18 protein-coding genes, 2 tRNA genes and 1 pseudogene are annotated in these 19,141 nt (G+C 48.2%); 15 read left to right on the top strand and 6 right to left on the bottom strand.

Features of this window, described 5'->3' with window-relative positions; all coding sequences use genetic code 11:
- Positions 1-76 precede the first annotated feature (76 nt).
- The gene (locus tag MJO57_RS11550) at positions 77-307 is read left to right on the top strand and encodes a sulfurtransferase TusA family protein (protein WP_252025450.1); all 231 of its coding nucleotides are present in this window, start codon (positions 77-79) and stop codon (positions 305-307) included.
- 63 nt (positions 308-370) lie between these two features.
- Positions 371-1,435: an AI-2E family transporter gene (locus MJO57_RS11545; RefSeq protein WP_252025448.1), complete on the top strand. Its 1,065-nt coding sequence runs from the start codon at positions 371-373 to the stop codon at positions 1,433-1,435.
- Between the two features lie 59 nt (positions 1,436-1,494).
- Here the strand turns inward: MJO57_RS11545 and MJO57_RS11540 are convergent, their stop codons facing one another.
- Entirely contained in the window at positions 1,495-2,007 is a 513-nt protein-coding gene (locus MJO57_RS11540) for a peroxiredoxin (RefSeq protein ID WP_252025446.1), read from the bottom strand.
- Positions 2,008-2,265: 258 nt separating this feature from the next.
- Between MJO57_RS11540 and dapA the strand changes: the two genes are divergently transcribed.
- Together dapA and bamC are read left to right on the top strand one after the other, a co-directional pair.
- The gene (dapA, locus tag MJO57_RS11535) at positions 2,266-3,141 is read left to right on the top strand and encodes a 4-hydroxy-tetrahydrodipicolinate synthase (protein WP_252025444.1); all 876 of its coding nucleotides are present in this window, start codon (positions 2,266-2,268) and stop codon (positions 3,139-3,141) included.
- A gap of 44 nt (positions 3,142-3,185) precedes the next feature.
- On the top strand, positions 3,186-4,316 hold the full coding sequence (bamC, locus tag MJO57_RS11530; protein WP_252025442.1) for an outer membrane protein assembly factor BamC: 1,131 nt from the start codon (positions 3,186-3,188) through the stop codon (positions 4,314-4,316).
- A 72-nt stretch (positions 4,317-4,388) separates the two neighbouring features.
- Here the strand turns inward: bamC and MJO57_RS11525 are convergent, their stop codons facing one another.
- Positions 4,389-5,498 (bottom strand): phosphoribosylaminoimidazolesuccinocarboxamide synthase, encoded by a 1,110-nt coding sequence (locus MJO57_RS11525; protein ID WP_252025440.1) that lies wholly within the window; start codon positions 5,496-5,498, stop codon positions 4,389-4,391.
- A 718-nt stretch (positions 5,499-6,216) separates the two neighbouring features.
- Between MJO57_RS11525 and MJO57_RS11520 the strand changes: the two genes are divergently transcribed.
- Positions 6,217-7,092 carry a tetratricopeptide repeat protein gene (locus MJO57_RS11520; protein ID WP_252025438.1) on the top strand — a complete coding sequence of 292 codons (876 nt, stop codon included), beginning with the start codon at positions 6,217-6,219 and terminating at the stop codon, positions 7,090-7,092.
- A gap of 311 nt (positions 7,093-7,403) precedes the next feature.
- On the opposite strand, the gene rdgC is transcribed toward MJO57_RS11520, so the two are convergent.
- Positions 7,404-8,375: a recombination-associated protein RdgC gene (rdgC, locus tag MJO57_RS11515; protein WP_252025436.1), complete on the bottom strand. Its 972-nt coding sequence runs from the start codon at positions 8,373-8,375 to the stop codon at positions 7,404-7,406.
- A 308-nt stretch (positions 8,376-8,683) separates the two neighbouring features.
- Between rdgC and MJO57_RS11510 the strand changes: the two genes are divergently transcribed.
- Together MJO57_RS11510 and MJO57_RS11505 are read left to right on the top strand one after the other, a co-directional pair.
- Positions 8,684-8,759 (top strand) — tRNA-Val (locus MJO57_RS11510).
- Positions 8,760-8,797: 38 nt separating this feature from the next.
- Positions 8,798-8,874 (top strand) — tRNA-Asp (locus tag MJO57_RS11505).
- A gap of 373 nt (positions 8,875-9,247) precedes the next feature.
- On the opposite strand, the pseudogene MJO57_RS11500 reads toward MJO57_RS11505, so the two are convergent.
- Positions 9,248-9,564, bottom strand: a pseudogene (locus MJO57_RS11500) (IS3 family transposase); the annotation flags it as partial.
- 371 nt (positions 9,565-9,935) lie between these two features.
- Here MJO57_RS11500 and MJO57_RS11495 point away from each other — a divergent pair.
- The 3 genes from MJO57_RS11495 to MJO57_RS11485 all read left to right on the top strand — a co-directional run bounded on the left by MJO57_RS11495 (position 9,936) and on the right by MJO57_RS11485 (position 14,769).
- Positions 9,936-11,594 (top strand): transposase, encoded by a 1,659-nt coding sequence (locus MJO57_RS11495; RefSeq protein ID WP_252017470.1) that lies wholly within the window; start codon positions 9,936-9,938, stop codon positions 11,592-11,594.
- A 505-nt stretch (positions 11,595-12,099) separates the two neighbouring features.
- A protein-coding gene (locus MJO57_RS11490; RefSeq protein ID WP_252017319.1) for an IS3 family transposase occupies positions 12,100-13,670 on the top strand; the annotation gives its coding sequence in 2 pieces (ribosomal slippage) (positions 12,100-12,574 and positions 12,574-13,670; 1,572 coding nt in all).
- Positions 13,671-13,794: 124 nt separating this feature from the next.
- A complete protein-coding gene (locus tag MJO57_RS11485; protein WP_252025433.1) occupies positions 13,795-14,769 on the top strand; it encodes a hypothetical protein in 975 nt (324 codons plus the stop codon).
- Here MJO57_RS11485 and MJO57_RS11480 read toward each other — a convergent pair.
- Positions 14,761-15,039 (bottom strand): hypothetical protein, encoded by a 279-nt coding sequence (locus tag MJO57_RS11480; protein WP_252025431.1) that lies wholly within the window; start codon positions 15,037-15,039, stop codon positions 14,761-14,763. The genes MJO57_RS11485 and MJO57_RS11480 overlap by 9 nt on opposite strands.
- Before the next feature lie 270 nt (positions 15,040-15,309).
- Between MJO57_RS11480 and MJO57_RS11475 the strand changes: the two genes are divergently transcribed.
- The 5 genes from MJO57_RS11475 (at position 15,310) to MJO57_RS11455 (ending at position 18,767) form a co-directional block, all read left to right on the top strand.
- The gene (locus MJO57_RS11475; RefSeq protein WP_252025429.1) at positions 15,310-15,642 is read left to right on the top strand and encodes a hypothetical protein; all 333 of its coding nucleotides are present in this window, start codon (positions 15,310-15,312) and stop codon (positions 15,640-15,642) included.
- Positions 15,643-15,679: 37 nt separating this feature from the next.
- Complete coding sequence (locus MJO57_RS11470) at positions 15,680-16,012, top strand: hypothetical protein (RefSeq protein ID WP_252025427.1); 333 nt, start codon at positions 15,680-15,682, stop codon at positions 16,010-16,012.
- 271 nt (positions 16,013-16,283) lie between these two features.
- A complete protein-coding gene (locus MJO57_RS11465; protein WP_252025425.1) occupies positions 16,284-16,721 on the top strand; it encodes a hypothetical protein in 438 nt (145 codons plus the stop codon).
- Between the two features lie 388 nt (positions 16,722-17,109).
- A complete protein-coding gene (locus tag MJO57_RS11460) occupies positions 17,110-17,490 on the top strand; it encodes a LexA family transcriptional regulator (protein WP_252025424.1) in 381 nt (126 codons plus the stop codon).
- On the top strand, positions 17,487-18,767 hold the full coding sequence (locus tag MJO57_RS11455) for a Y-family DNA polymerase (RefSeq protein WP_252025422.1): 1,281 nt from the start codon (positions 17,487-17,489) through the stop codon (positions 18,765-18,767). The genes MJO57_RS11460 and MJO57_RS11455 overlap by 4 nt, the downstream gene beginning before the upstream one ends.
- Before the next feature lie 3 nt (positions 18,768-18,770).
- Here MJO57_RS11455 and MJO57_RS11450 read toward each other — a convergent pair whose 3' ends face one another.
- The gene (locus MJO57_RS11450; RefSeq protein WP_252025420.1) at positions 18,771-19,040 is read right to left on the bottom strand and encodes a hypothetical protein; all 270 of its coding nucleotides are present in this window, start codon (positions 19,038-19,040) and stop codon (positions 18,771-18,773) included.
- Between the last annotated feature and the right edge of the window lie 101 nt (positions 19,041-19,141).

Raw genomic sequence — 19,141 nt, 5'->3', positions numbered from 1 at the left:
TTTTACCGGTGCTGGCAGTTCAGTGTTGTTTTCTGTGTTCGTTTCAAGAGAAGCTGTTTCAAGAGAACGCGTCGCTATGATGGATGTTGATCAGGAGCTTGATCTTAAAGGAATGAGTTGTCCACTACCGCTGCTGAAAGCAAAGCAGGCATTGAGCCGGATGCGGCCGGGACAGGTCATTAGAGTGTACGCTACAGATCCGGGCTCTGTCAGGGATTTTGCCAGTTTTGCCAAAATCAGCGGACATGTTCTGATTGCCAGTGAAGAGCAGCAAGGGGTTTTTATTCATACACTGCAGCATAAGTAAATCAAACAAATGAGCGCCCACTGAGCAATAAAGGGCAGTAGCCAGATAATAACGGAGCATTTGATGCTTAAGGTAATTAAGGGATGGTTGCACAGCTATCTTTCTGATCAGGAAGCGATCGTTCTTCTGGTCATCCTGTTGGTTGGCTTTTTTGTCGTCCTGACAATGGGAAAAATGCTGGCCCCGGCCCTGGCTGCTTTGGTTTTTGCGTTTCTGATGCAGGGGCTTGTGAATTGGCTTGAACGCCGTCGGGTGCCACACTTCTTTGCGGTAAACCTGGTGTTTACAGGCTTTCTTGCGGCGCTTTTGTTGGTTATTTTTGTAGTATTTCCTCTGGTTTGGGAGCAGGTTACCCACCTGTTAAATGCGTTACCAGGCATGGTACGGGAAGGCCAGTCTCTGCTGGTTAGCCTGCCGGAGTTGTACCCGGGGTTTGTTTCTGATCATCAGGTGAGTTTGCTGGTCACTACCATTAATAAGCATCTGGCTGATTTTGGCCAGTGGGCATTATCATTTTCATTATCAAAGCTGCCCGGGATTGTTGCGCTCCTGGTCTATTTGATTCTGGTGCCGATTCTTGTCTTCTTTTTTTTGAAGGATAAAGAGGTGTTGCTGGGCTGGATCGTCAGTATTTTACCTCGCCGCCGCCGTCTGATTGATCAGGTTGCTGATGAAATGAATGGTCAGATTGCCAATTATATTCGTGGCAAGGCGATAGAAATTGTCATTGTTGGCGGTGTCAGCTATGTGCTGTTTGCCCTGTTAGGGTTAAGCTATTCTGCACTTCTGGCCGTGATGGTGGGTTTCTCTGTTGTTGTGCCCTACATCGGGGCGACAGTGGTGACGATTCCCATTGCCGTTATCGGTTTTTTTCAATGGGGAGTGGATGATCAGTTTGTCATTCTGATGGTAGTCTACGGGATTATTCAGGCACTGGATGGTAATGTTCTGGTGCCACTGCTCTTTTCTGAAGCGGTGAATCTTCATCCTGTTGCGATCATTCTTGCTGTTCTGGTTTTCGGCGGTTTGTGGGGGTTCTGGGGAATCTTTTTTGCCATTCCTCTGGCAACGTTATTAAAGGCGGTAATGAATGCCTGGCCGACGGTGGCGGATGTGGAATCGAGTTAAACAAGTGGGCGAAGCCCACTTGTTCAGTTTAGAGGATGGCGCTTTTTTTCTTTCTATTTTTACTCCTCTTCGCTGTTTACGTCGCTTTTGTCTGTCTGTGCCTGAGTGTCTACCATTTGTGCGGCTTGCAGAACATCTTCAACGTGCCCCTTAATACGAACCTTACGCCACTCGTGTTGCAGTACACCGTTACTGTCAATCAGGAAGGTACTCCGTTCAATGCCCATGTACTCCTTGCCATACATCTGCTTTAACTTGATGACGTCAAACAGTTTACAAAGTGTTTCATCTTTGTCTGAAATCAGCTCAAAGGGAAAGTCATGTTTGGCGCGAAAGTTTTCATGAGCCTTGATGCCGTCTTTGGATACTCCAAAGACGATTGTGTCTGACTCTTGAAATTGCCGGTAAAGGTCCCTGAAGGCCTGTCCTTCGCTGGTGCAGCCGGGGGTGTTGTCTTTTGGGTAGAAAAACAGTACGACTTTACAGCCTTTGAGTTCAGAGAGTTTGACCGTCGTGTCACTGGTCGCTTGGGCAGTAAAGTCAGGAACGGGTTGGCCCAGAGTTACGCTCATGTTTTATCCTTAGTCGCTCTCATTAGTCATTATTAAATTCAGGGGGGATAGTTTAAACCATCACTGAAAAAAAGGCAGGTTCTGAATCGGTATTGAAGAAATTGTGACTTTTTCTCTTCACCGGCCTCAGTTTTTCAAAAAGGATCAACAAGATTCCATAAGATCCGGCCAAGAGCCGGGTCGCGATGGATTTCGGTCTTGTGAATACAGGGGGGCATTAGTAACATTACGCGAGATTCTGGCTTTAGGAGCGAACAGATGATTACCGGGAGCCTGGTGGCAATTGTTACCCCCATGCATGGCAATGGTGAGCTGGACTGGGAAAGTATGCATGCACTTGTAGAGCATCATATCGACCAGGGAACCGATGGGATCGTGGTGGTGGGCACCACAGGTGAGTCAGCCACGCTCACGGTGCAGGAACATTGTGAAGCCATGAAACGGATGGTGGATCAGGTTAATGGCCGGATTCCGGTGATTGCCGGTACCGGGGCGAACTCGACTGCTGAGGCTGTTCACCTGACAGCTGAAGCCAGGGCATTGGGGGTCGATGCCTGTTTACTGGTGACACCTTATTACAATAAGCCGACTCAGCAAGGGCTTTATCTTCATTATAAAACGGTGGCTGAATCGGTTGCGATTCCCCAGATTCTCTATAATGTTCCCGGCCGCACAGCGGTGGATCTGCTGCCGGAAACCATAGGTCGCCTGAGTCAACTCGACAATATTGTCGGGGTCAAGGAGGCCACTGGCATTATTGAGCGTGGCAGGGAGATCCGTGAGTTGTGCGGTGACGACTTTGCCATATACTCCGGTGATGATGCTACCGGTATGGAGTTGATGCTTCAGGGGGCCAATGGTGTTATCTCTGTGGTCAATAATGTTGCGCCAAAGATTATGCATGAATTGTGTGTTGCTGCGATGGCGGGTGATCGCAGTAAAGCGGAAGCGCTCAATGCCCGTATTGATGCATTGGGCAGCAAGCTCTTTCTGGAAGCTAATCCGATTCCAGTGAAATGGGCATTGAAGGAGATGGGCATGATCAAGGATGGTATTCGTTTGCCATTGACGCCCCTCTCGGCGTGTTACCACTCTGATGTTAGAATTGCACTGCAAAAGGCGGGGTTGATTTGATGGTTCCAGGTCAAAGGATCAATGAGTTGAAAAGGCATACCCGGTTGGGTCTGTCTGTTGCTATCAGCGCATTGGTGCTGACAGGTTGTGCCAATCCCTTTGGCCAACAAGGATATTTGCGGGATCGTGCCGGAGATTACACCGAGGCGAAGGTCGCTAAGCCCGTGACTTTGCCTGCCGAATCTCACGCTAAAGCGCTGGGTGATGTTCTGGTCATTCCTGAGGCTGGCCAGTCTGGTTCGCCGCTCTCCCGGGATTTCGAAGTTCCCAGGCCTTCTCAGCGCTTGATGATGAAAGAAGGTGACCATTACAGTATTGAGCGTAATGGTGGGCAGGAATGGTTGTCCGTTGATCGTGAGCCCAGTGAAGTATGGCCCGGTGTGCTCGCCTACATTGACCAGTTGGGTGTTGGTATTTCGACCAAAGATGTTACAACCGGTGTTGTTGAAACCCAGTGGAATGATTTTGGTAACGATAAAGATCACGGTGTAATGTATCGAACATTAGGTAAGTTGTTTGGTGTTGATGACCTTGAGCCGATGCAAGACCGCTTTCGCTTTGAAGTTCGTAACGGCCTGAAGGCGGGTTCAACCGAGGTTTATGTTTATCACCAGGGACGCCCTCTTCCAAAGAAAGGAAAAGCGCCTTCTGTGCCTCTGAAGTGGGATAATCTGGAAGAGCGAAGCCAGCGACTTGATAACGGTATACTGGCTGAGTTGCTGGTTTTCCTGGCTCGCAATGAGGTGAAATCATCGGTTTCCCTGCAGGCCCAGGCACTGGATGTTGGTGCACTTGCCGAGATAGGCCAGGACGGTAATGGTAATCCGGTACTGACCGTTCGTGGCCTGTCTTATGCCCGTGTGTGGGACTCCGTTTCCAGTGCTTTGGATAAAGCTGGACTGAAGGTTGTGGATCGCAACCGCTCTGCTGGTCTCTTTTATCTTGCTGATGCCGTTCCACAGTTGAAACAGCCTGAAAAGAAAAAAAGCTTCTGGTCGGGCTGGTTCAGTGATGAAGAAGAAGCCGATGTTGCTGATGAACAGAAAACATTGACGATAAGGGTGAGTAATTACTCTGAGGTAGTTCAGCTCTCTGTCGAAAAAGATGTGAATACCTCAGCGCCGACAGAGGTTAGCCAGAGACTGCTGAAGGTTATCCGGGATAATCTTCAATAAAAAAAGCAGGCCTTGAGCCTGCTTTTTATAACTATCGTTATAACTAACAATGTTGCCATTCTGCTTTGCCGGTTACATTGAGTTGATTACGCCATACTCCTTAGCCAAAACCTCAATAATCTCGGCCTTGGGGTTATCAGAGATGTGCAGAGGCTTTCCGGTGATCGTCTCGGCGATTTCGATATAGGTTTTGGAAAGAGCCATAAAAGCACTTTCTGGTAACGCATGCTCCCGGGCGAGCGCTTCCCGTTCCGGCATTCTCGCTTTATTCAGGAGAATATCCGGATCAGCGAAGTAGTTGAGCAGGAATTGCCGAAAGCTCTCCTTTGATTTCTCAATAACCTTACCTTGTCGGTATGCTTCCCCATCCCAGATTCTCGATGAGTCTGGAGTGCCAACCTCATCCATATAAATAAGCTTTTCCTCTCCTTTGGCATCGGTGATGTAACCAAACTCGAATTTGGTATCGACCAAAATCTGGTCAAGGGATGACAGCGCCTGGCTAATAACGTTGAAACCTTCCCGTAGCAGTACTTCGTAACGCGCAATGTCTTCTGGTTTTGTGAAATTAAATGAAGTGTAGTGATCTTCAAGGTCGCTACGGGAGATGTTAACGTCATCGACTTCAGGGACGCCGGGGATGCCTTTCATTACGCCTTTTGTTGACGGTGTGATTAATGGTTCTGGCAGTTGTTGGTCTTTTTGCAGCCCATCCGGTAACCGGATGCCACAGAACTCCCGCTCTCCTTTACTGTAAGCGCGCCACATGGAGCCGGTGATGTATCGGCGGCAAATGGCCTCAACCATGACCGAGCGTGCTTTTTGCACAATCCATACCAGGGGGTGGGGAATATCCAGAATATGGCTGTCAGCTAAACCGCGTGCTTTGAACAGGTTAAACCAGTGGTTGGAAATGGCATTCAATGCTGCCCCCTTGCCCGGAACGCCTGTTAATCCACCTTCACCATGCCAGATACAGTCAAAAGCACTGATACGGTCGGAGATGATCATGATGGCCAGTGGTGCATCGGGAGCGACATCGTAGCCTTTTTCATTAATAAGACGCTTGCTGTCAGCTTCGCTAAGCCAGTAGACGGAGCGGACCTTGCCGGAGTGGATTGGAAGACCCGTTCGAATCGGAAGATCATTGTTAACGGCCAGGACCTTATCAGCCAGACTCATTGCAACTACCTGTTCTGTATTTCATGACGAATGATGGGGGTATAACTATACCCAATGATCCAGCACTTGTAGAACGACTTTACAGGTTTAGGGCTGCTCCGAGGGTCTTTTTATTAATAACTGTTCGTTATTAATGCGTTGACTCGGAATTTCCGGCGGAAGTCCTGAGTTTCAGGTCGGAAGAGGAGATAAGAGAATTTTATGCACAAATGTCAAGCGATTGACGAGTGTTTTTTTTGGACGTCATAAGTGACTGATTTTGTAAGTACTAATCCTAAGTAACTGAAAAATAAAGAGAAAAAATAGATCAAAAAATAACCAGTTTAATGAAGGGGTAGTAAACATCGGTCTTTGTGACGGGATGCGAGGGGTCATCCACAAACTTATCCACAGATTCTGTGGGTAAAGTAAAGTTGCCGATAGCGGGTTGGAGCTTATTTATACTCAGTGTTGCTAATTCCAAGATATTCTTAAAGAAAAGATCTGTGCTGCCGTTGCCAATCTCCGACAAAGTACTCTGCCTGATAGCAGCGAAGTGTTTCATTACATTGTGTCAGTTAGGACCTGCTTGCTAAAACTGGCTAAAAAAAACGGATTAAAAATACTGACAGAGGTCTTATCGCCAAGTGAAAGTATCATTATGATTCCCGGATCGTTTAGAGTTGCACTGGGTTTGCAATAAACTGCAACGGGCTCTTATCTCGGCAGGATTTTCAAGGTGGCAAATGTGATGAATGAGCAAAGCTTCGTGGTGGATGTAACAGAAGCGACTATTCAGGAAGTACTTCAGCAGTCAGTAGATCAGCCAGTGCTTCTTTATATAGGCATGCAGAGTGACCCGGGTTGTGCGGCTCAGCTGGTTATCCTGGAGAGTCTGGCCAACGCCTATCAGGGCAAGCTGGTACTGGCAAAAGTAGCAGCAGAAACAGAGCAGATGCTGGCTCAGCAGCTGGTGCATCAATTGCAGGTAAGCGCGTTGCCCGGCCAGGTGGTTTTGCACCAGGGCAGGCCGGTTAAGGTGTTCAGCGGACCCCAGTCAGAAGCGGTGCTCCGTGAAGTACTGGATCCATTGACCATGAGTCCGGCAGAAATGATTCGTCAGCAGGTTGAGGCGCTGATGGCTGAGGGTGAGGCTGACCAGGCGTTGGAGCTACTACAGAATATTCTCAAAGATGAGCCTGACAACCACGCACTGCAGGTGTTGCAGGTCAACCTGTTGCTGGAACTTGGGCGTATTGATGAAGCTCGTCAGTTGATTGCTGTGCTCCCGGGCGATGCAGCAGGTATTGCCCAGCCCAAAGCCAAACTCTCTTTCTATGAAATGGTTGCCGATGCACCGGCCCGAAATGAGCTGGAAGCCCGACTGGCGAAGAATGAAAACGATCATGAGGCCCGCTACCAGCTGGCGATTCGGTTGGTGATTGCTGACGAGAATGAAGAAGCGCTGGAGAATTTGCTGACGATTGTTCGCCGGGATCGTGAGTTCCGTGAAGATGGTGCCAGACTGCTTATGTTGCAGGTGTTTGATCAGCTGGGGCAGGGTGACCCGGTTGCCAAACGCTATCGAGGTAAGCTTTTTGGCTTGATGCACTGATTGTTTTGAACCACAAAGTGTCGATGATTGTTCTAGACAACACCGACACTTTCGTCATCCCTGGCGGTCGTCAAGAGCAGAGAGCAGACCGTTAAGCTTGGTGTTATGTTCACCCACGCAGGCCGCATTGTGCAACTTGTATCTTTGATACTGTTCTTTTTCAAAAAAGAACTACGGTTCGACTGCTTCGGCCAGAAAATCGATGAGCGCTGGCTGACCGTTCCTGGTCAGAAAGCTTCGAGTAAGGCAACCATAACAACAGCATCCACGGGACAAGCCCGTGATGCAAGAGGATCTTCGTGGTTAACCGCTCAAGCGGTCTCTTTTTCTGGAATATCTACCGAGAAGCTGGCCACCTCATCTCTTTTCAAGGCTTCTTCGCTCATGCCTCCGAGGTTTTCCATCAGTTCGTCCAGCATCTGCTGCAGTGTCAGCGTCATGATGGAGAAGTCTGCGTCAAACTGCTCGGCTGCTGTTTCGGCATTAACCTCATCCAGCTGCTCCTGAACGGCGTCGGTAAACTTCAGCTTGCGAATCACCAGATCATCGCCAAGGACAAATCTCAGCGCATCATTCCATATCAATGCCATCTTGCTGACCTGTTTACCCGCTTGCAGATGGACTTCAACCTCCTCGCCAATCAGCTCCTGTTTACTGACTTTGACCTGCCCCCCTTCATCGCCGGGCTCGCGGAGTTCGCACTCATCACCGAGCACCAGTTTGTCAGGCATGGGGACTTCCTGCGCCAGCCAGCGCGTCATGGCATGAGAGGGCATGTTTTTCAGTGGCGGATTAATAATCGGTAGACTGCCAAGGCATTCGCGCAGACAGGAAGTCAGCTCTTCTGCTTTCTTGAATGAAGAGGCATCCACAACCAGCCAGCCTTTTATCGGGTCAATATAAGCAAAGGTGTTCTGACTGCGGCTGAATGCTTTCGGCATCAGTTCCATCAGTACATCGTCTTTTAGTGCTTTCTTCTCTTTGCTGAAAACCTGACGGTCTTGCCCTTGTTCAATTTGTTCAACTTTTTCTTCCAGTGCGTCTTTGACCACGCTGGCCGGCAGGATTTTCTCTTCCTTACGGGCTGTGATCATCATGAAACCATTTCCTGCATGGGTCAGGAGTTCACCCTGCTTGCCTAATGGAGGAACCCAGCCGTAGGTGCTCATATCCTGACTGCCACAGCTGCGAAAGCGTTTCTGACGGAGTTGCTGTTCAAGATCTTCGACAGAGGTCTTGAATGGCTGGGTAAACCGATAAAAGATGAGATTTTTGAACCACATGATCGTTCCGGAATCCTGATTAGTAGGAAGTTTGGCCGCTTTCCATATTGTCCCATATTGCCACATATTGCCGGGCTGCACTTCCGAGTATTAGCTCAAGTCTTTGATGAAAAGCCACATGGTAGCAAACCCTGACAGTAAAAGAGTTACTGAGGTTGATAAATAAACAGGAGGCATAAAAAAAGTTTTTAATAACAGTTGCGTATCAACGGATGAGCTGCTTATAATTCGCCCCGTTGTTGAGATGCGCTCTCGGGAAACTAGAGAGGATAAGGCAAAATGCTCAACAATATCTTGATAAAGATGCAGGGTGATTAGCTCAGCTGGGAGAGCGTCTGCCTTACAAGCAGAATGTCGGCGGTTCGATCCCGTCATCACCCACCAGGTTGAAACTAGTTTCTTGAAACTAGAATCCAGTTAGCGGACCGGTAGTTCAGTCGGTTAGAATGCCGGCCTGTCACGCCGGAGGTCGCGGGTTCGAGTCCCGTCCGGTCCGCCATACAACTCAACCCTTACGATATTTGTCGTGAGGGTTTTGTCGTTTATAGACCGGTAATCCACGAGCTTGAGGTTGGGCAGGTCAAAACATGATGTCTAGGAGGCTGACCGAGAATAGTCTGCCCTACTGCGGTGGCAGCAAATTGGTCTAAAAATCCGCTTTTGTTCGTCAAATAGCGCGCTATTCTCCTCACAAAACCGAATTTTTATCCTCAATTTTCTGCCATCCTCGCTACGGGCGCTATTCTCGGTCAGCCTCCTAGACTATTACTCCATCATATTTGTACCCATATTTAAGGAAGCAAACAATGGAACGAATGGCCATTCGTTCAACCCTTCGTTACTGTAGTGGTCAAGTAAAAATGGAAACCTGATTAAGCTGCTTTCCTGAATTCCTGCTGCTTAAAATCCACCGGGCTCATGTAATCGAGATAAGAGTGAAGTCTGTGGTTGTTGTAGAACAAAATGTAATCAATAACCGTTGCTTCAGCATCAGCTCTCGTCTCGAAAATATGCTGGTCAGTCCTTTCTCTTTTGGGACTTCCAAAAAAACGTTCCGTCACCGCATTGTCCCAGCAGTTCCCCTTGCGACTCATGCTGCATATCATGCCTATTCTCTGAGTTGGGCCTGATAGTCCAGAGAGGCGTACTGGCTCCCCTGATCTGAATGGTGAAGTACTCCCGAACCTGGTTAACGACTCCACCACGCCATGGCTTTACGCTTAAATTCCGGAGAATAATTCTTACGCTGCTTTGTCACTTTCTAACTCGTCATTAACTGCACTATCGTGCTTAATGAGGTGTCCAAAGTCATTAAATCACTGATTGTTGACGTTGCCATCAATGACCTCGTTTCCGGTCACCCGACCGCCACCGTCTTCCTCATCCGTGAGGCGCTGGCTTTCAAATATCTTTACATCGTCGTTTGTAATCGCCATAGCAAGTCCCTTATGCGTGGTTGACAAAAATAAATGAAGAATGAATTCCGAAAGGGCGGGAACTGTAATTTCTCAAAAAGTGCTGGAAGCAGGATAATTTCGGTCAGTCGTCTATCCTCTCACCATGGCTTTTCTAGAACACCAGCAGTTACAACCTGAAGATCTACTGAGATTCATCACTCAGCAGCAAGAGCAGATCATTCAGCTCAAAGAGCAGATAGAATTGCTTGAAGCAGAGATTCGTCGTCTAAAAAAACTGCCCGCAAAGCCTGACATCAAACCAAACACCAAACCTCCCGATGATGACACCGGCAGCCCTGATGGAGATCCATCCGCTCCTGAGGGTAACGATGGAGCCAGCCCAGACACCTCGTCAAAGCAGAAGGTTAAGAAGCCCAACGAGAAAACCAGAAAGCAGCGTAAACAGCCCCGAAAGCCATCGGCGGAAAAATCCATACCCATTGCTGCCACTGATGTTCCGGAGGGATCAATCAGGAATGGAACCACCCCTTTTCATGTTCAGGAACTGACAATACAAACATCCAGTATTGAATATCTTTTAGAGCAATGGGTGACACCCGATGGACAAACCATTACGGCCAAACCGCCAGCCAGCCTTCATGGACATCATTACGGGCCAATGCTGCAGGCCTACGTTCTGCACCAGTATCATGGTTGCTCCGTTACCCAGCCAGAACTGCTGGACTGGCTATGGGACATTGGAATCTCTATTTCCAGCGGGGAACTCAGCCAGCTTCTGACGAAAGGACACGAGCAGTTCCATGCTGAGAAAGATGAGCTGTTGACTACAGGTATTCGCTGTTCAAGTTATATCCAGACAGACGACACGGGAACAAGGCATAAGGGGAAGAACGGTTACTGCACCATCATCAATAACGAGTCCTTTGCCTGGTTCGAGAGCACAGACAGCAAAAGCCGGGAAAATTTCGTAAGCCTACTGCACCGCCCATGGTCAACTTACACGTTCACCGACGATGCCTTGATCTATCTGGAAAAACTGGATTACCCCAAAAAGTGGCTACGCGTTCTTAATCCATACAGAGGCGTCACCTTCCTGAGCCATGAAGCCTGGGAAGAATGTATGAAAGACCTGAGACTAACTGGTAGACGGCGCCAGCAGGCCAGTGAAGCCATGATTTATGGCAGCCTGATACAGCATGGAGCAGGACATCTTACCACCTTCAGTGATGGGGCAAGGCAGTTCGACGTTTTCAAACACAGCCAGTGCTGGATACATGCAGAGCGAGGGCTGGCAAAAGTTCATCCGGTCAATGATCAGCAGGCCATGGCTCAGAAATGGCTTCGGACATGGTTCTGGGCCATTTACGATGACCTTAAAGACTTCAAGACAGAGCCAACTGAAAAAAAGGCAATAAAAGTACGACAGGGGTTCCAGGCGCTGATCCAAACCCAAACGTGCAGTGGGCTTCTTCAGGATGCTCTGTCAGGGTTGGCTGTAATCAAGGAAGAGCTATTACTGGTTCTGGATGACCCGAGCTTACCGCTGCACAACAACCTGAGCGAGAGTCAGATACGAGAATATGTTAAACGACGAAAGATCAGTAGTGGGACGCGAAGCGATTTGGGGCGGCAATGTCGCGACACCTTTGCCAGCCTGAAAAAAACGTGTCGCCTGTATGGTCTCTCTTTTTGGGATTATCTGAAAAGCCGACTAATGGGCGATGGGTTATTTCCGAGATTGAGTAACCTGATTGAGGAGGCTTCACGTCATCTTCCGTGTGGTGCTGCCAGCAGTTTTTGAGAAATTACCGGGAACTTTATATAATAAGTCGTGGTCTTAGCTGTAATTCAATTATTCAATTATTCAATTATTCAATTATTCAATTAGGCTCTATTTTGATTACGAACTGCTCTACAGTGAAAACTGACTGTAGGTCACGAAAAACAAGGATTGGGCAACATTACCGGACAATATGCTGACAACCTTTGTAGATAAAGGGCTTCAGCAATGTTCAACCCAGTAGCAGTCTGAAATCCTACAAGAGCCTTCAATTATTCAATTATTCAATTATTCAATTATTCAATTATTCAATGGCTGTTCAATATTTTAACTCACACTTCTTGTATCCGGATGTGCAGAAGGCGTATGAACCTGCTATATCAAGCAGTGGTTCAGTTTTGAATGGCTGTCCGCAGCGCAATAGCTTGGTATTCGGGCTGGAAGTTCAACAAGCCCCCTGTGTCAGCATAGTTGTCGCCTCTCCTGAAATTAGAAATCTCAACAGGGGGCGGTCTATGAGTAATCAATGGCCCGCTATTCAGAAGAGTTCAAAGAGTCCATCATTCAGAAGATGATGCCACCCAATAATGTGCCAGTTTCGCAGTTGGTACGTGAGACTGGTATCTCTGATGTGACCCTGTACACTTGGCGAAAGAAAGCAGTATCTAAAGGAGTGCCTGTGCCGGGCGACGGAAAGAATCCAGATCAATGGACAACTGAAAACAAGTTAGCCGTAATCATTGAAACGGCTGCGTTAAATGAAGCAGAAATGGCTGAATACTGTCGTAAAAAAGGTCTGTTTGCTGAACAAATTCAGCAGTGGAAGGCTGCCTTTATTAACAGTGTTTCTGTCCAGCCTGAAAGTCAGTCAAAACAGCGTAAGGCGCTGTCTGACGAACACAAAAAAGATAAGAAAACCATCAAAAAGCTTGAGCGTGAACTCAATCGCAAGGACAAGGCGTTAGCAGAAACTGCTGCCTTGCTGGTACTCACAAAAAAGGCCCAAGAGATCTGGGGGGCGCCAGAGGACGATTAGTCTCTCTCCCGGATCGACAAAATGCTGTTAGCCTGATTAAACAGGCAGTTAAAGATGGGGCTCGTCAGTCAAAAGCCTGCAAAGCCCTTGGTCTTACAGAAAGAACTGTACAACGCTGGATGCAGGGTGATGACGTGCGCGCAGATAATCGCAAAAATGCTGACAGGCCAGAACCGGTTAACAAGTTTTCTGAAGCTGAGCGACAGGCGATTGTTGACGTCTGTAACAGCGAGCGGTTCAAAAGCCTTCCGCCCAGCCAGATTGTGCCCACATTGTTAGATGAAGGTCTCTATATGGGGTCTGAAAGGACATTTTACCGGGTGTTGGAGGAAACAGGGCAACAGCATCATCGGGGCAGTGCTGCCAAGCCAAACAGGTATAAGCCAACTTCCTGGTGTGCTACCGGACCCAACCAGGTCTGGTCCTGGGATATTACCTATCTGCGCTCTCCGATACGGGGGCAGTTTTATTACCTGTACCTGGTGATAGACATCTTTAGTCGTATGATTGTTACATGGGAAATTCATGAAACCGAATCAGCTGAGCATGCATCAGAAATGATCACTAAAGCCTGTATCAAACAGGGAATTGCAGCCTTGGAGTGGCCACTGGTTCTGCACTCAGATAATGGTAGTCCCATGAAGGGTGGCACTATGCTGTCAACACTGCAGCGTCTTGGGGTCGTGAGCTCATTCAGTCGTCCCCGGGTCAGTGATGATAACCCCTTTTCCGAGGCCATATTCAGAACCCTGAAATACCGCCCTGGTTATCCGCGCACGCCATTTGCTGATCTTGAAGCAGCACGTAGCTGGGTGCATGGTTTTGCCCAATGGTACAACGAAGAGCACAAGCACAGTGGGCTGAAATTTCTGACACCCGGGCAAAGGCATCGTGGTGAAACCAAGGTGCTTATGGCTAACCGCAGAAAGGTTTATGAACAAGCCAAAGAACGTCACCCAGAGCGCTGGGGAAAGAGGTCAACAAGGAACTGGGATCTGGCTGATGAAGTCTGGTTGAATCCCGACAGACCTGCTGATGATCAACTAAGCAAAGCCGCTTAAGTTGAGGCGACAACTATGTTGACAAACACCGCAAGCTGCACCAAACAATCATTTAAACACCTTAAATCCGTATGGTGAAAGCTTCAATAACCCATTCAGCGATAACCGTTTTCCAAAAGTGCTAGTGAGGGTTATTTATCATAAAGAACCTGAGCAAAGCGAGCCGTTAGGCTTATCAGATAAAACCAAGGCACAACAAAGCGACGAAAATATTCTTTATACCAGTCAGTCAGGATTAAGAATCGGTCGAGTTTGGAGTATGGCCGCTAAAGCGGATGCCCTGTCGCACTCTATTGATGCTAATCTTCCGCCACTTGATTCAACGTTAAAAGACACTCTTGGAAATGGTTTTTCAGATATGGGGCAATCAACCCCGCAAATCTCTATTGATAACAACCGTAATCAACCTGTACCTATTCCTGATCAAGATCGAATTGAAACATCTTCCAAGCCTGAAGCACCGATTGCAATGATTACTCCACAACTCAGTTGTGAACAGCGTCAACAAAATACATCTTCTGAAAATGCGTTTGATTTTAATGCTTCTGCTTCCGTTTCTGGTGAATCTCTGACAAGTTCTCCTGATAAGGCCTCCCAAAAGGCTTACCTTGAATCTGAGAAAAGGAAGGCTTACCGTGAATCCGAGAAAGGGAAGGCTTACAGAAAGGCTTACGAACAGTCCGAGAAACGGAAGGCTTACCGCAAAGCTTACCGTGAATCCGAGAAAGGGAAGGCTTCCAAGAAGGCTTACGAACAGTCAGAGAAACGGAAAGCTTCCCAGAAGGCCTACCGTGAATCCGAGAGAGGGAAGGCTTGCCGGAAGGCTCACGAACAGTCCGAGAAACGGAAAGCTTACCTGAAGGCTTACCGTGCATCCGAGAAAGGGAAGGCTTCCCGGAAGGCTTACCGTGAATCTGAGAAAGGGAAGGCTTACCAGAAGGCTTACTATGAAGTTTTCAAAAATACCGGCAATAGAGAACAAGCAAAAATTGCTGGTAAGCAAGCTACCGACTTTATAAGAGAATCGAATAAAGTCAAGAATAGTGAGCTTGAATCAATATCCATTTCTCCTCTCCCACCCTCCTGCATTTCAGGTTGACTGAAAAGTCAATAATCGAAGAGTAAGAAGGTATTGATCACTGTACTCTGGATAGACAAACGGCATAATTTTCTGTGGAGCCGGTTGTGTAGTTCGGTTGATTGGAGCTGATGTACTCACCTGGCTTTCTTGGAGGGCTTGCGCTTTTTCGTTATTAGCCTGCTGCAAACGCTCGTTGTAAATCTGCTCGCTGATCCGCAAAGCAGAGGAAATATTCTTAACTGCCCCGGAGTTTTCACTTTCACTACCCGGTGGCTTCTGATCTGTCATGGTGTCATACCGATATCGCCAGGTTGTACTCACTGAGATGGCTCGTCGAGGTTTTTATCCGGGACTGGAAAGAGTGCGGAGGCTAACCGGTTGAGCGCTTCAAGATGGAGCCTCTGACTGAAACGGTTAGGGATGTTGTCATGGCGACAGATCTAGAGAAAGCCTGAAAGCCTTACGATACCACTGCAAATGTGTCGTTCATCCGCTATTCCTGTGGTGTGAAGCAGAAGGTAGAATCCCATGGCTGACCCTCATTGTTGAGAGAATAGAATGTTAAAACGTCTGGGTATTTCACTGTTTACACTGATCCTGCTGTCTGGTTGTGGCGAACAGCAGGCCGAAATAGAAGAAGCTATTCAAGAAGCCAAAGCAGCGGCTCAAGAAGCGTTGGAACAAGTGCAGGAAGCTGCCTCGACCGAGGCTGGAGAGATTATCAATCAGACTCAGGATGCTATTAACGAGCTTCAGGCCAATGCTGACCCGGAAAAAATCATTGAAATGGCCGGTGATCAGGCGGTACAAGTGATCGAAGAAGCTCGGGAAGCTGCTATTGAAGCTATTCAGGAAGGCAAAGACGACGCTAAAGAAGTACTTGAGCAATAGTCACGCCGACTGTAGATACGGATGATTTAAAAGCGGTATGAAAAAAACTGGACATTTATTCAGCGCATCGTTGCTGATTTTTGCGGCGCAACTGTCTGCAAACGAATTACCACTGGCATCATTCCACGTGGATAATGGCTGGGCAGGTGAAGCTTTTCATTTGTATAACAAGGCAGCTCATGGATACATCGTAGTCCATGAAGTGAATGGCTCCGGAGTACAGACAGTGTCTCGTAAAAAGTACCCCGTGGAAAAACTGGGTCAAACCTATTTTGCATTTGACACTGGTCACCTAAAATTCACCATCCGGCTGAATCCGGACAAAGACGCAGAGCTATATCTTCATGGCTATCCACTGGAAACCCGTTAAGGATGTAGTCCTCTGTTCCGTTCAGTGGTTTCTTGCTGTCATCTCGTTGAGTATCGCGGTCAACTGCCCCTGAAGCGGCTCCCCCACTTTGCTTGGGTTATCCTCCGCTGCGAGGGGCTCAGGGCCAACCCCGAAGTTTTCTGCTATAACTTTCTCAGTTCATTTGCAGATTCAGGGTCACATTATTTACTGCAGTGCAAGTAAACAAGCCATTCGCTGAACAGGGAGGGCTTTTTTAAATAACCAGCACCAAATAAACCAAGGTATTTACATGACGGTATCATTGTCTACACAAGCGCCTGTTCGGCCCCCGCATTCTCCGGAAGATGAATTTTCAGGTGCTTCCGATTCGATAGCCTGTCAGTTTGGAAAGTATACCGTTACCAAGCGAGGTTTGCTTTATACCTCTGCATACTCAATTTTCGGGCTAACTGCCGGATGCCCATCAGGAGTTGCCGTTGGTAGTGCTGTTTTTCGAGCGGTTGCCGGTAACCCATTTGGCGCTGCCATCGGAGGAGCGCTTGCCGGATTCGGTACGTGTCTGTACGTCGGTAATATTTGTGGCTATATCATGGCTGAAATTGCTTCAACCATTTATGATCGAGTGATTGCCGCCTCTGCTCCTGAAACCCGGTCGCTCGATTCCCCATCCAGTTTTTTTGCCGATGCAGACATGACGGGTAATCCAGTTGATTCCAGTCCCGTTTAAGATTTATCAGGCCTTGAATAGATCGACTGCAAAGAACTCATGTCATGTCGAATGGTTTCATTTGGGGCAATCCAAAATTGATCATTGATGAAAGATGGAGCTATTTATTACTTTTTAGACTTCACAGATGATATCAAATGAGGCTCTTTTCGTATTGCAGACTGCTGATTTCATAAATCAGGCTGGAATCCTCCTGTGGCAGGGCTTGGCAATATTTAGCCAGCAGTTTCCTGAAGGCATTGTATATCAAGGCCTTTGGCCAATTTTCATTGCAGAGCAGTCTGTAACCCGAAAAGAGCCTCAAATGATTATACTGTATAAATAAACAGTTTTGAGTTTGAGTGGCATGAAGCCGATCCAGATCCTCCCACAGTCCTCTTCAACGAGATTGCCTTTCTATACAACCCCGGCTGCCTGTGGCTTTACCAGCCCGGCAGCAGACTACCTGCAAGAGACTCTTTCACTTGATCAACTGTTGATTCGCCACCCCGCAGCGACTTTCTTTGCCAGAGCCCAGGGGCGTTCTATGGAAGGTGCCGGTATTTTTGATGGCGATATTCTTATTATTGATCGCTCTTTGAGCCCAAGAGACGGCGATGTGATACTCACGCTGCTGGATGGTGAGTTAATCGTAAAACGGCTTGTCTATCGCAACAGCAAACCGGAACTGCACTCTGAAAACCCCGATTACCCGCCCGTTCAATTGGATAATGAAGAAGGCCTTAATGTTTGGGGTGTGGTAACTGAAGTGATCCACCACTTGCGATGAAGCCAATAATAGCCCTTTGTGATGCCAACTCATTTTACTGTTCCTGCGAGCAGGTCTTTAATCCGCTACTGCTTGGCAAGGCCCTTGGTGTACTGAGTAATAACGATGGCTGCATCGTCGCCCGTACCCCACAGCTCAAAGCATTGGGGGTAGCCATGGGAACACCGGCCTTCAAGGTTCGGGAACAGGTGGAACGGGGTGAGATCATTCTGAAAAGTTCCAATTACGCACTGTACGGGGATATGTCTTCCCGCTTTATGTCGGTGCTGGAACAGTTCAGCCCAAAGCTGGAAGTGTACTCGATTGACGAAGCCTTCGTTGACCTCTCCGGTTTTCCAGTGGAAATCCTGCAGGAAAGGGGCATGGCGATGAAACAACGGGTCTTTCAATGGACGGGCCTACCTATTGGTATCGGCATCTCGACCACCAAAACCCTGGCCAAACTGGCCAACTATGCGGCCAAAAAATATCCGGCGACTGCTGGCGTAGTGGATTTAACCAGCCCGGTTCGTCAGCGTCGGCTGATGGAGATTACCCCTGTTGGAGAGGTGTGGGGTGTCGGCAGACGAATAGGAAAGCGGCTGGAGGCGTCCGGAATCAAAACCGCTGCACAACTGGCAGATGCCAACCGACAATGGATCAGGAAACAGTTTTCCATTGTGTTGGAACGAACGGTCTGTGAGCTTCAGGGAGAAAACTGCCTGCCCTGGGAGGAAAGTGGTGCTGCCAACAAACATCAGATCATGTGCTCCCGAAGCTTTGGTCAGCGGGTGACGACCAAACAGGCGCTTCACGCTGCACTGGCCAGCTTTATCTGTCGCGCCTGTGAGAAACTCAGGAAGCAACAGCAGTATGCCAGAGAAGCCATCGTCTTTGTCCGAACCGATCCTTTCAAGGAAAACCTTCCACAAACCGGACGGAGCCTGAAACTGATGGCACCATCACCCACCAGCGATAGCTCAGTCTGGTTACGGCAGCTAACACCCGCGTTGGACGTCCTGTTTCAGGAAGGTTATGAGTATAAAAAGGCGGGCTTTGCACTGATGGATCTCTGTTCCAGTCAGGGCTTTCAGGGGGATTTACTGGCGGCAGCATCTCTGCCAGAAAACACCAAAATGATGTCAGTGCTTGATGCCATCAATCAGCGTTTCGGCAGTCAGGCTCTCCGGCCTGCTTCGGTCGGTTTTGTACCACAACAGTGGCATATGAACCAGCAGGCGTTGAGTCCCTGTTACACAACACAATGGCAAGATATTATCCATGTCCGGGTGCGATAGGGTTTACTTCTGTGCCCAGCGGGTTATGAATGCTTCAACGTCAGCTGCAGAATTGGGTTCTTTATTTGACAGCCCTATGCCGTGATGCATACCAGAACAGAACTCTTCATATAGCTCGGTTGCTTCTTCCAAATTATCGCAGATGATCAAATGCCCGATCAGGTCACCAAGATCCAAGGACTCCATACTGTCATAGCCTTTGGTAATAACGGCAGTGAGCAGGCGGTCAATATTCTCTTTGAAGTCTGCTAATGGTATTTTTGGGATGTCCACTGGGGCTGTATCCTTAGTCACTGGCTTTCAAAACTCTTCCTGATTACCACCGACCCTACGTCGTGAGCCAGCTGCTATAATAAACGTCGATAGTCATGTGT

It is taken from the genome of Endozoicomonas sp. SCSIO W0465 (assembly GCF_023716865.1).
Lineage (GTDB): Bacteria > Pseudomonadota > Gammaproteobacteria > Pseudomonadales > Endozoicomonadaceae > Endozoicomonas.
The sequence above is the reverse complement of the archived record's forward strand: the minus strand, read 5'-3'. Positions and strand labels throughout refer to the sequence as shown.